At 41.3% G+C, this 12,626-nt stretch carries 13 protein-coding genes; 6 read left to right on the top strand and 7 right to left on the bottom strand.

Going from position 1 to position 12,626, the window contains the following annotated elements; genetic code table 11:
* Positions 1-13: 13 nt before the first annotated feature.
* From pstC to phoU, 5 genes are read left to right on the top strand one after another with little or no spacing between them, the layout of a single operon-like run.
* The gene (gene pstC / locus PL11_RS04235) at positions 14-937 is read left to right on the top strand and encodes a phosphate ABC transporter permease subunit PstC (RefSeq protein ID WP_035166580.1); all 924 of its coding nucleotides are present in this window, start codon (positions 14-16) and stop codon (positions 935-937) included.
* A complete protein-coding gene (gene pstA / locus PL11_RS04240; RefSeq protein ID WP_035166581.1) occupies positions 934-1,821 on the top strand; it encodes a phosphate ABC transporter permease PstA in 888 nt (295 codons plus the stop codon). Before pstC ends, pstA begins: the two co-directional genes overlap by 4 nt.
* Entirely contained in the window at positions 1,822-2,625 is an 804-nt protein-coding gene (pstB, locus tag PL11_RS04245; RefSeq protein WP_269466546.1) for a phosphate ABC transporter ATP-binding protein PstB, read from the top strand.
* 11 nt (positions 2,626-2,636) lie between these two features.
* Complete coding sequence (gene pstB, locus PL11_RS04250) at positions 2,637-3,392, top strand: phosphate ABC transporter ATP-binding protein PstB (protein ID WP_035166583.1); 756 nt, start codon at positions 2,637-2,639, stop codon at positions 3,390-3,392.
* Between the two features lie 11 nt (positions 3,393-3,403).
* Complete coding sequence (gene phoU, locus PL11_RS04255) at positions 3,404-4,105, top strand: phosphate signaling complex protein PhoU (protein WP_035166584.1); 702 nt, start codon at positions 3,404-3,406, stop codon at positions 4,103-4,105.
* 276 nt (positions 4,106-4,381) lie between these two features.
* On the opposite strand, the gene PL11_RS04260 is transcribed toward phoU, so the two are convergent.
* The 4 genes from PL11_RS04260 to PL11_RS04275 all read right to left on the bottom strand — a co-directional run bounded on the left by PL11_RS04260 (position 4,382) and on the right by PL11_RS04275 (position 8,857).
* Entirely contained in the window at positions 4,382-4,864 is a 483-nt protein-coding gene (locus PL11_RS04260; RefSeq protein ID WP_035166586.1) for a nucleoside 2-deoxyribosyltransferase, read from the bottom strand.
* A gap of 70 nt (positions 4,865-4,934) precedes the next feature.
* Positions 4,935-5,951 carry a zinc-binding alcohol dehydrogenase family protein gene (locus tag PL11_RS04265; RefSeq protein WP_035166587.1) on the bottom strand — a complete coding sequence of 339 codons (1,017 nt, stop codon included), beginning with the start codon at positions 5,949-5,951 and terminating at the stop codon, positions 4,935-4,937.
* A gap of 77 nt (positions 5,952-6,028) precedes the next feature.
* Positions 6,029-7,381: an aspartate aminotransferase family protein gene (locus tag PL11_RS04270; RefSeq protein WP_035166588.1), complete on the bottom strand. Its 1,353-nt coding sequence runs from the start codon at positions 7,379-7,381 to the stop codon at positions 6,029-6,031.
* A 39-nt stretch (positions 7,382-7,420) separates the two neighbouring features.
* Positions 7,421-8,857 carry an APC family permease gene (locus PL11_RS04275; RefSeq protein WP_035166589.1) on the bottom strand — a complete coding sequence of 479 codons (1,437 nt, stop codon included), beginning with the start codon at positions 8,855-8,857 and terminating at the stop codon, positions 7,421-7,423.
* Between the two features lie 276 nt (positions 8,858-9,133).
* On the opposite strand from PL11_RS04275, the gene PL11_RS04280 reads away from it, so the two are divergent.
* Positions 9,134-9,721, top strand: a complete 588-nt coding sequence (locus PL11_RS04280) for an HTH domain-containing protein (RefSeq protein WP_035166590.1) — start codon at positions 9,134-9,136, stop codon at positions 9,719-9,721.
* A 57-nt stretch (positions 9,722-9,778) separates the two neighbouring features.
* Here PL11_RS04280 and PL11_RS04285 read toward each other — a convergent pair whose 3' ends face one another.
* The 3 genes from PL11_RS04285 to thrC are packed head-to-tail and all read right to left on the bottom strand — an operon-like array spanning position 9,779 to position 12,573.
* The gene (locus tag PL11_RS04285) at positions 9,779-10,213 is read right to left on the bottom strand and encodes an ACT domain-containing protein (protein ID WP_035166591.1); all 435 of its coding nucleotides are present in this window, start codon (positions 10,211-10,213) and stop codon (positions 9,779-9,781) included.
* On the bottom strand, positions 10,191-11,096 hold the full coding sequence (gene thrB / locus PL11_RS04290; RefSeq protein ID WP_035166593.1) for a homoserine kinase: 906 nt from the start codon (positions 11,094-11,096) through the stop codon (positions 10,191-10,193). Before thrB ends, PL11_RS04285 begins: the two co-directional genes overlap by 23 nt.
* Positions 11,083-12,573: a threonine synthase gene (thrC, locus tag PL11_RS04295; protein WP_035166596.1), complete on the bottom strand. Its 1,491-nt coding sequence runs from the start codon at positions 12,571-12,573 to the stop codon at positions 11,083-11,085. The genes thrB and thrC overlap by 14 nt, the downstream gene beginning before the upstream one ends.
* Positions 12,574-12,626 lie beyond the last annotated feature (53 nt).

Here is a 12,626-nt window from a genome sequence, read left to right on the forward strand (position 1 = left end):
CAGGAGGGTAAGCATGGATGAAATCAAGGAAAAATTGACCCGTTCATCTAAAGCGACAAGACAGGACTACTTTGGAAAAGCAATCAGCTACGTATGTATTGCACTAGTTGGCTTATTGGTAATTTCAATTTTGTACTTCATCGCAACTAGAGGAATTGCAACGTTCACTGTTAATCACGCTAGTATTACTGATTTTTTAACGAAAACTAATTGGAATCCAGGAATGCTCGATAGTAAAGGGAAACCAGAAATTGGTGCACTACCGATGATCGTAACCTCATTTAGTGTCACGATTCTTGCAGCATTGGTGGCCACCCCCTTTGCATTAGCAGTCGCAATCTTTATGACAGAAATTGCGCCGCAAAGAGGTTCGCGATTTTTACAACCAGTAATTGAATTACTGGTGGGGATTCCGTCGGTTGTTTATGGATTTATTGGATTAACGGTGGTCGTTCCGGCAATCCGCCACGTTGCTGGAGGTACTGGTTTCGGGATTTTAGCCGGGACCGTCGTCCTATTCGTTATGGTATTACCTACCATTACGTCGCTTTGTGTGGACAGCATCAAAGCGGTGCCCTTGTACTTTCGTTCAGCTTCATTAGCTCTGGGGGCAACTAGGTGGCAGACCACCTATAAGGTTGTTCTCCGGGCGGCAACTCCTGGAATTTTGACTGCAATTATTTTTGGAATGGCAAGAGCGTTTGGTGAGGCACTTGCAGTTCAAATGGTGATTGGTAATGCAGCAATTATGCCAAAGGGTTTAATTTCACCAGCATCAACGCTGACTAGTCAGTTGACAAGTGAAATTGGTAACACAACTTTAGGAACGTTACCAAACAATGCCCTGTGGTCATTGGCGCTAGTCTTACTGTTTATGTCACTTGTTTTTAACATTATCGTTAGGTTTATCGGGAAGCGAGGTCAGATGAAAAAATGAATCCTAAAACTAGTAATAACGTAGCGACTGGAATCATTATGGCCTTGGTTGGGATTGTGGTGCTGATACTGGCCGGAATTCTTGGCTATATTCTATATGCAGGAATACCACACATGTCATGGCACTTTTTGACCTCTGCCTCTCAGTCCTTTAAAGCTGGCGGTGGAATCCGTGATCAATTATTTAATTCACTTTACCTGTTGGTTCTCACTTTGATAATTTCGTTTCCGATTGCTTTGGGATCGGGAATTTATCTTTCTGAATACGCAGCTGATAATTGGTTTACCGGAATTATTCGAACCGCAATTGAAGTTCTAAGCTCATTGCCTTCAGTAGTTGTTGGATTGTTTGGCTACCTGCTATTTGTTATTCAATTTAAAATGGGGTTTTCGATTTTAGCCGGGGCCATTGCCCTTACGTTTTTTAACCTACCGCTACTTACAAGAAATATTGAAGAATCCCTCTCTGACGTTTCCGATTTACAGCGTGAGGCTGGGTTATCGCTCGGGTTATCAAATTGGAAAACCATCACCGGAATTGTGCTACCTGCTGCATTGCCCGGTATTCTAACTGGAATCATTTTAAGTGCTGGACGGGTATTTGGGGAAGCGGCTGCTTTGATTTATACCGCGGGACAAAGTTCTCCCGTGGTCAACTATGGCGACTTCAATCCAATGTCAGCAGATAGTTTTCTGAATCCGTTCAGGCCAGCGGAAACTTTAGCGGTTCACATCTGGAAGGTTAATACAGAAGCAGTTACCCCTGACGCACTTTCCATTTCTGCAGGTTCTTCAGCGGTTTTAATCATCGTAATCCTGTTGTTTAACCTATTAGCTCGGTGGGCAGGTAAACGACTCTATAACAAAATGACGGCAACGAAGTAGGTGAAAAGTATGAAACAGTATGACTTTGAAGATACTCACATTATTAAATTGAATCGCGAACTTGCAATGGAAACCGAAAACCTGCAAGTGTTCTACGGCAAAAATCACGCAATGCATGATGCCAGCTTGCAATTTGCAAGGCATCGAATCACAGCTTTGATTGGCGCATCTGGATCTGGAAAGTCCACTTATCTTCGTTGTTTAAACCGAATGAATGATCGGGTAGCCAACGTGGAAGGTGCAATAATGTACCGAGATACCGATATTAATAACAAGGGCGTGAATGTTTACGAAGTTCGTAAACATATTAGTATGGTATTTCAAAGACCCAATCCCTTTGCTAAATCAATTCGTGATAACATTACCTTTGCCTTGAAAAAGAATGGGATCAAAGACAAACAAGTTCTTAACCAAAGAGTTGAGGAAAGTCTCCGAGCTGCTGCTCTGTGGGATGAAGTCAAAGATGACTTGGACAAGAGTGCGTTAGCTCTATCCGGTGGCCAGGCGCAAAGACTATGCATCGCTAGGTGCGTTGCAATGAAACCAGATGTCTTGCTTTTAGATGAACCTGCAAGTGCCTTAGACCCAATTTCAACAGCCAAGATTGAGGAAACGTTGCAAAAACTTCGTGAAGATTATTCGATTATCATTGTGACTCACAATATGCAGCAGGCTTCGAGAATTGCTGATTACACGGCGTTTTTCCACATGGGTCATGTGCTTGAATTTGATAAAACTAGCACGCTATTCACAACGCCCCAAGTAAAGGCAACTGAAGACTATATTTCTGGAAACTTTGGCTAAGGGGTGATCATATGGAAAACGTAATAACGAGTAGTGCCGTAAAAGTGTTTTACGGTGAAAAGGAAGCCCTTCATGGAATTGACTTAGATATTCCAAAACAGGGGATTACGGCGTTGATTGGTCCTTCTGGATGCGGTAAGTCGACCTATCTTAGATGTCTTAATCGCATGAATGATCTAGTGCCCAATACGCGAGTGGCGGGTGATATTAGGCTTGATGGGACTGATATAAACGATGCTAAAACAGACGTAGTTGAACTTAGACGTCGGGTCGGAATGGTCTTTCAACAACCAAATCCGTTTCCGTTTAGCGTGTATGACAACGTTACGTATGGTTTGCGAACCAATGGCAAGTTTAGCAAGGATGAACTAGATGAACGGGTTGAAACTAGTTTAAAACAAGCGGCAATTTGGGACGAAGTAAAGGATGATTTGAACAAGAATGCCTGGGAATTTTCCGGTGGTCAACAACAACGAATTTGCGTTGCTAGAGTACTGGCAGTTCACCCAGACGTAGTTCTTTTGGATGAACCAACGAGTGCGCTTGATCCAATTTCTAGCGCAAAAATCGAGGATACATTAATGAATATTCGTGATCAATACACAATCGTAATCGTCACACATAATATGCAACAGGCCTCCAGAATATCTGACAAAACTGCGTTTCTACTAAACGGAAACTTAATTGAATATTCGCAAACCAAGAAAATGTTTATCAATCCTGATAAGCAGGAGACTAGTGACTACCTTAATGGAAAATTTGGTTAGGAGGCCAGATGATGAGAGCATTATTTGAAGACGAACTAAAGAAACTACACGTTAGATTTTCCGAAATGGGAATTAACGTTAGTGAACAAATTTATCGAGCAACTAAAGCATTTGTGGATCATGATAAGCAACTTGCTCAAGAAGTTATCGATTACGACAATGAAACTAATGATGATGAGATGGGACTAGAAAAACAGGCACTTGAGTTGATTGCTTTGCAGCAGCCTGTGGCAACTGATTTTAGAGTGATTATTAGTATTTTAAAGGCATCCTCTGACTTGGAACGGGTTGGGGATCATGCAGTTGGGATTGCGCGAGAGACCATTAGGGAAAAAGGAAGTCAGCGAGTTCCCGAAATTGAAAACCAAATTAGTAAAATGTCTGACGAAATCCGCGAAATGCTCTCAGGAGTTCTGGATGCGTATGCTGCTAATGACGATGCCAAGGCCACTGCAGTGGCAAAAAAGGACATCGAAGTTGATAAGCATTACATTGAAATCCGTGATGCAATTACGAAAGCCGTGGCGGGAGACTCTACAACAGCCGCTGCGACATCCAGTTACTTACTTGTTATCAAGTTGCTCGAACGAATTGGTGATCATTTGGTCAATATTTCTGAATGGATTGTATATAGTTCAGCGGGTAAAATTGTGGAGCTCAATCCTGGTAAGTCTGATCCGGAATTGTTAAGTCGAATAATGGGCGGGAAGTAACCGAAAATATTTACTGTCGTTTTACAATTGATTAGCTAGTTTTTTACATCTATTTGTTACTCTTACATTGTAAGAAAGGGTGTGATTGAAATGGTTGCCGTTATCAGTGAAATTAAACAGACTTCCCCTATTGGTTGGATTATTTCAGTAATTGGTTTTTTAACGATTTTGATCTCAATGCTAGTTTATTAAGTTAGTAAATATGAAAATAAAAAGGGCCACTTTCATTAAAATGAAAGTGGCCTTTTCGTTTTCAAAGCAACGCTAATATTTAGTTTAAAATACTTCCATTGTGGAGTACTTTTGTTCCAAATTATTGAAGTCGTACTTCTTCAAATTTTGGATATCATCTTTGCCGTTAAAGAAGGCAGTGTAGCTTCTAGCTAGCATTAGGTTTAACTTGTGAGCAGTTTCAAACTGTACCATGATAACGGGGGTATTGTGTTCAAAAGCTGCACCGATTTCAAAGATGGTGCCAGAATCTGGTTCTGGATTACCCTCTTCAGTTTGGTAATCTAAAATGGCAACCACTACGTCTGCTTTGTGAACTTGACGCATATCTGAAGCAAATACGGCATCCTGCCATTTAAATGTTCCGAAGGGTTCTGCTTCAAACTGGTGGTCCTCAGGAATGAAGATTCCTTCGCTATCAATGGTTGGGTTTTGCTTTAATAGCTCAACAACCTCCTTGATACGGTTCTTTTGCCCTTCTGAAAAGAATGGTGAGGCGAGGTAGACTTTGTTCTGATAGTTTGCCATTATTCTGACTTCCTTTGCTTAAATTTATACTCTTATTGTACCAACCTAGAACAATTTTCCCAATGATTTTTTAATCGTTCGTGATTACTACTTTGCCAATCATTTTGTTAGCTTCTACCAATGCATGACCTTTACGTAGGTTTTGGGCATTGATCGGTGCCAACTGCTCTGTAAGTGTGCTTTTGATAATCCCACTATCTAGCATTTGGGAGATTTGGTTCAAAATATCGTGTTGGCTAATCATATCTGCAGTTTGATATTTAGACTTTGTGTACATCCACTCCCAAGCAAATGTTGCCCGTTTTTGTTTTAAGATGGTTAAATCAAGTGGCTGTCTGCTTCCAGTAATTGAAACTATCTTCCCGCTTGGCACAATCAGTTCAGCAAACTCATTCCAATGCTGGTCAAGCCCTTTCAGATCTAGAATATAGTCTACATAATGAAAACCTAGTTCGCGAACCTGGTCCACAAAGTTTTTGTGGTGATCCACTACATAGTCAGCCTCATGCTCTTTGACCCATTCAATGGTTTCGGGTCGTGATGCTGAGGCAATCACTGTTAACCCTGCTAGATGTGCGAGTTGGGTTGCAATTGAGCCAACGCCACCAGCACCATTATTGATTAGCAAAGTTTTTCCCTGGTTTGCGTTTTTATCGGTCGGGTTAATGTTCATCTGTTCAAATAAAGCTTCCCAGGCGGTTAACGAAGTTAGTGGCATTGCTGCCGCATGTGCATCATCCAACTTTTTAGGAGCAATGCCAACGATTCGCTCATCAACTAGTTGAAATTCACTATTACTGCCGGGCCTAATAAATGAACCCGCATAAAATACTCGGTCACCAACTTTAAATAGCGAAACATCGTTTCCAATTTCAGAAACGATACCCACGGCATCCCAGCCGATTACTTTTGGAGACGTTAGCTTCTCGTTGTTAGTCCGCACTGCAATGTCGACAGGATTAACTGAAACGGCGTTGATTTTAACTAGTAAATCATGCCCCTGTGGGGTTGGTTTAGGAACCTCTATATCAATTAAGCTATTTGAGTTCTGGATAGGTAAATGTTCTGTATAACCGATGGCTTTCATGGCTTTTAACTCCAATCTTTTTTTAAAATACAAACCACCCGTTCACTTTGAACGGGTGGTTTATGTTTGCTATTTAATTACCAGCCGATCTTTCCTGCATCAGCTGGGATTTCAACTTCATTGTTTTCAGCGGCGGTAAACGCATCATCGAGAACCGCAAACGCCTTATCAAGCTGTTCGCGAGTGATTACCAACGGTGGTTGGAATCTAAGAATGTTTCCGCAAAGGGTAATGATAACCACTCCATGTTGGAATGCATAGTAGATAACTTTCGTAGCAAAGTCAGGATCAGCTTCTTTGGTTTCTCGATCCTTAACCAGTTCGATTCCACCGTTTAGTCCCCACATTCTTACATCGCCAATATTTGGATGGCGCTTTTGCATGTCGAGGAATTGTTGCTTTGCGTATTCGCCATCGACCTTTGATTTGTTGACCAAGTCCTCCTCCTCAAGAATATCGAGGGTAGCGAGCGATGCGGCACAACAAACTGGGTTTGCGGCTGTGGTAAACACGTTTGCGGGAGCCTCAAGACTCTGCATAACTTCTTTCTTACCAACAACAGCGCTTAGAGGCATTCCAGCAGCAATCGACTTGCCGACCGACATTAAATCCGGTTCAATGTTGTCATATTGCTGGATTCCCCACATCTTACCAGTTCTACCGAGTCCTTGGTTGACTTCATCGACTGCAAACAAGATACCATTTTCGTGGCAGAACTTGTAAACGAGTTGCATGAATTCTTCTGGGGCCTTCACGATTCCACCGTCACCTTGGATTGGTTCAATCAATACGCAGGCAACTTCATCAGCTGGAAGGAACGATTCAAATGGCTTTTTAAATGAATCAAAGTATCTCATTGCCACATCATGTTCACTTTCTCCGGGAAGACGTCTGTATAGGTCAGGGTATGGCACGTGAACGACGCCAGGCAACATTGGACCCATTTTCCTTGTCATGTTTAGACTGGTCCCAGACAGGCTCATAGAGCCATATGTGGAGCCATGATAGGAGCCCATGAAAGATACGATGTATTGGCGGCCTGTATATGCTCTTGAAAATTTGATGATGGCATCATTAGCGTCAGATCCAGTTAACCCAAAACTAACCATTTTTTCTGAATCGCCAGGAGCAAGTTTTGTGAGTCTTTCAGCTAACTCAATTTGTGGAGTGTGATGAAAATAAGCGGGAGTGTAGTGAATGAGCTTTTTGGCCTGTTCAGTGATGGCATCGACGACCTTATCGGGTGTGTGCCCAACGTTGATGGCGGATGCACTGGCTAATAAGTCAATGTACTCATTACCGTCAACGTCAACAAGCGTTGCCCCGTGGGCATGATCGATTACTAAATTGTAGTAATCAATCCGCGTACAGTCGGCGTTATAGTGACTTTCATCATTGATTAAAGCAGTAGCTTTTTCCAATTTGTTCATACAATCCACTCCTTATTAAGTTGTTAAATTAAAACGTGATTACTTTTCCTCACGCCCCGCGTTTGAATGACGGATTCCGTAAAGGAAGTAAATGATGATCCCGAATACAAACCAACCAAATGCGTAAGTTTTTGCCTGAATATCAAGTCCCCAGAAAACACCAAGTGATCCTAAGAAACCTAAGGCAGGAAGAACTGGGTAAAGAGGCATTTTAAAACTAGGCATTGGAATGTCCTTTCCTTCACGTGGACGAAGGGCGTAAACACCGACAGAAACGAACATGAAGGCAATAAGGGTACCTGCGGAAATTAATTGTGCTAAGAATGCGAATGGGAAAACTGATCCCAAAAGAACACCAATAATAGTAAGGACGATTAATGCACGGTCAGGTAAGTTGTTAGTTAATTTTCCGAGCCATTTTGGTAGCAAACCATCACGACCGAATGAGTAAAGTAAACGTGAACCGGCAAGCATCATTCCAATTAGGGCTGTAAACATACCAACAACGGCAATTGCTTGGACAACCGCTGCAACGGTTCCGTGACCACTTTGACGTAGTGCCCAACCAACAGGTTCAGCATTGTTAGCATATTTTGAGTAGTGGAACATACCAACAAGGACAAGTGATACGGTGATGAAAAGGGCAACGGCAATCAACAGTGAACCGAGAATTCCACGAGGCATTGTCTTTTGTGGGTTCTTGGCTTCAGCTGAGTTAGCAGCGATTGAATCAAAACCGATATATGCAAGGAAGATTTCTGAAACCCCTGCATAAATACCTTGCCAACCACCGAATGCTGAACCATCAGCGTTAACATGGTATTTAGGAATGAATGGCACATAATTTTGCACATGAATTGCGGTTAAACCAACAATAATAAATACGATAATTGCTAAAACTTTAAGGACAACCAATGTGTTTTCAACGCGGGCAGTTTGTGATGCACCACGAGAAAGCAACAAGGCAACTAAAACAACTACAACAACGGCAATAATATCAACTAGACCACCGTTAGAACCAGTTGAAGCAGCTGATAGTGATGCGGGAAGTTTGATTCCGAGTGGTCCGATTAATCCTTGGAAGTTAGCAGATAGACCAGATGCAACAAACGCCACGGCGATAAAGTACTCGGCAAGTAACGCCCAACCAGCAATCCAACCCCAGAATTCGCCAAAGACAACGTGAATCCAAGAATATGCTGAGCCGGCGAAAGGCATTGCAGCAGACATTTCTGCATATGCAAAGGCGACCAAGGCGGCAACTACACCAGCGACAACGAAAGAAAGGGCAACAGCTGGACCAGCGTGTTGAGCCGCAACAACACCAGGAAGGGTGAAGATTGAGGTAGAAACAATCGTCCCGACACCCAGTGCCAAGAAATCTTTTGTGGTCAAACTTCTGATCAGATGGGAATCCTTATCTTGATAGACCGCAGGGTCCTCTTTACGAAACATGCGCTCAGTTAATTTGCTCATAGAAACACTCCATTTCAGTGATTGATTAAATTTGGTAGTAAACAAAAAATGCCTATTTCTAATTGTTTAGAAGAATTATCCTCCGACTAAAAATAGGTAGTTCTGAAAACTCCGACATTAATTATTATTCGCACTATTTTACCGTAAGTTTCATGAGATTGTCAATAATTTTCTAATCATTTTCTAATTTAAAACAATTTGCTCTATTATAAATAAACCAATATAATGGAATCTGGAAATTGCAAACTTAAAAAAGAAATCGCGGGGGCGAAGTCAATGAGTTTAACTATCAAGGAAATTGCGGATCAACTGAACGTTTCAAAAACGGCAGTTCGCAAACACATGGACGATAAGTTCAGAGATACATATACCGAGAAAAATGGTAACAAGATTTTGATCACTGATTCAGGGGTTGAGGAACTAAAGAAACAGTTCGCAAACTCTAAGTCAGCCGAAAGTGACAATAGCGAGAACACCAAGTCAGAAAAGAAAACAGCTGCTGCAAGTAGCTCATCAAAGTCAACTTCAAAACAAGCTGAGAAGCAAAGTAGCGTACCAGCTGTGAATGCAGAGGAGTATGAATTACTTTCAGAACAACTTGATGAACAAACTAAGCAATTAAAAGCTAAGGATAAGCAAATTGCTGAGTTGCATCAATTGCTAGATCAATCACAACGACTCCAATTAGATGTCCAAAACAAGTTAAAGCAATTGGAAAGTAAAACTGACCAATCAAAGTCAATTGAAGGAAGCAGCGATGACAATATTCCAAATGGTTACCGTCCTGCTGGAAGTCAAAGCAGAAGTACTGCTTACAATGCAGCTGGCGAGGAAAAACGTCACTGGTGGCAACTTTGGAAGTAATTAAATAAAATGAGCATTTAAAAAGGGATTTCCTACTCAGGAAATCCCTTTTTTTATTTAGTCAATTGAAATTAACGAAACATTACTTGCTCCATCAATTTCTCGAATGTTATTCAATAGATCATCAATCGTTCCTTGCAAATGCGTTAAATCGATTGATAGTACTAATGTGGCAATACTGTGAATGGGGATGTTTTGGTTAATCGTCAGAATACTTGCCTGACAGTCTGAGATTGCCATCAATACCTTTGAAAGCACTCCTTGCTTGTCCTCGAGTAATAGTGAAATTACCGCTTTTCTATCCATCATGTTTTCTTCCGGCAAAAAAACAAGGTCCTTGTACTTGTAGTAAGTTCCTCTACTGATTCCGACATGTTTCGCGGCTTCACTAACTTGGTGAAACTTACCAGATTCTAGTAGCTGGCGGGCTTCAATCACCTTTCCAAATGATTCCGGCAATATTGAACTATCAACGATGTAATACTTTTCCACGATTGGATACCTCACTTGTTACGCCGGCGTTATCTATCATTACTGATTCAACTCGCCAGTTTGGGAATTTTCTTTTAGCGGCGCCAATTAGTTGATTCGAATCTTCAGAATTAGAAAGAACCGCCATCATTGTTGAGCCACTACCACTAATGTAGAGTGCACCGTTAAAATTCTTGACCAATTCTTGAACCGTTGAGTAGTCAGGGATTAATTTAGCACGATATGGTTCGTGCATTCGGTCATCCATACCCATCCTTAATTCATTTAAGTTTCCGTTTTCGATTCCATGGATTAACATTCCAAAATGGCTGACTTGGTGGACAGTATCTTGGTAGCTGAGTGAAGTTGGTAAAGCCTCGCGTGCTTCATCAGTGCTTACTTGATAATCAGGAATCAGAGTTACAAAGTTTAGGTTATCGGAAACCTGGTAGGAAACGAGTTGGGGATGGTTATTGTCATCTAGAAACGATAATTGTAACCCACCTAAAATAGCTGGCACCACGTTGTCTGGGTGACCTTCCATTTTGGTAGCGAGAACTACTAGTTCGTCATCGCTGAGTTTGCCACCAAACCACTCACTAGCTGCTTTAAGTCCAGCAACAATACATACAGCGGAACTACCAAGCCCTCTAGAAACGGGAACGTCACTATCAATTTCGATTTTTACGTTAGGAACTGGTTGTTCTAAGTATTCGCAACCACGAACAAAGGCCTTATACACCAGATTGTTTGCGTTTTGAAATTTGGAATCAGTTCCGGTGATTTCTAACTTTGAACTACTCTCTGAAAAAATAAACGTTGAGTAAATCGCCACCGCTAAGCCAAGGGTATCGAACCCAACAGAAACGTTAGCGCTGGTTGCTGGTACTTTAATCTTTATCATCGAATACCTCCTTAACTTTGGCTAACACATAATTTTCCATATCTGCTTTTTCAATTACATCTTTGTGCTTGATTGGTAAACTCCATACTGATTTGAGGTTTTCTGGGATGGCTACTTTCGTCTTTTGGTTGATGTCAGCCATCATCTGCTGAGGATCATCGCTATTTGATACGTGAATCGCATCGTTAACGGCGCCGACAAACTTGTATGGACTTGCGGTACTTAACAAGACCATTGGAGTTTCACTATCGATTTGTTGATAGTCACGCATCACTTTATATCCGGCTGCAGTGTGCGGATCCATTAGGTAGTTATGCTCTGAATAGGTATCTTGGATAGATGCCTCAATATCATCATTAATGCTGTAACCAAAGTAAAAGTCTTCCTTGATTGAATCGAGAACTGCTTGAGAAACCTGATATTTGCCTTCAGTTTCTAATTGGCTCATCAAATTAGCTACATATTTAGAATCTTGGCCACTCTTATAGTAGAGCAAGCGTTCAAAGTTACTTGAAATTTGGATATCCATACTTGGGGCAACGGTTTTGAAAAATGGTCGGTTGCGGTCGTATGTTCCATTGGTAAAGAAATCTGCCAGAACCTTATTTTCGTTTGCAGCAACAACAAACTTATCAACGGGCAATCCCATCATTTTTGCATAATATCCAGCCAGGACATCGCCAAAGTTTCCAGTAGGAACAGTAAAGTTAACTGGATCACCTAGCTTGACTGCACCTTGGTTTACAAGTTGTTTATATGAATCGAAGTAGTATACAACCTGTGGAATCAGGCGACCAATGTTGATTGAATTGGCACTTGATAAGCTAACGTTTTCGCCAATTGCTTGTTTAAGTTTTTTATCATTAAACAGTTGTTTGACGTTGGTCTGAGCATCATCGAAGTTACCCTCAATGGCTACAACTTTTGTGTTTTTTCCACCAGTAGTTGCCATTTGTAACTGTTGAACTTTGCTGACACCGCCATGGGGATAAAAAACGGTAATTCCCATATTTGGTTGGTCTTTAAAGCCTTCAAGGGCAGCTTTACCAGTATCACCACTAGTTGCTGTAAGGATCATTACCTGATTACCAGCGTCCAAAACGTGAGTCATTAGTTGCGGAAGGAGTTGTAAGCCAACATCCTTAAAGGCAGCTGTTGGACCGTGAAACAACTCTAAAACGTGAAAGTTGCCTACTGAAACGACTGGGGTGATTTTATCATCATCAAAGCTATTTGAGTACGCATTACTGATACTGCTTGAAATTTCTTTAGCATTAAAATCAGGTAATAAGTTTTTAAGTACTAAAGCAGCAATATCTTGGTAGCTTAATTCGGTTAGGTTTTTAATATCAATATTAATGTCTTCTATATTAGGAAGAACAAAAAGACCTTTGTCGTCAGCAAAGCCCTTTTTGATTGCAGCCTTTGCTGAGAGTTCAATTGTGTTATTGCGAGTGCTAGTATAAAGATTTTTCATTTAGTAAACTCCTTGCATTTCTGTGATTCTTATGATAATCTGTTTTCAATTAA

The organism is Lentilactobacillus curieae, from assembly GCF_000785105.2.
Classification (GTDB): Bacteria; Bacillota; Bacilli; order Lactobacillales; family Lactobacillaceae; genus Lentilactobacillus; species Lentilactobacillus curieae.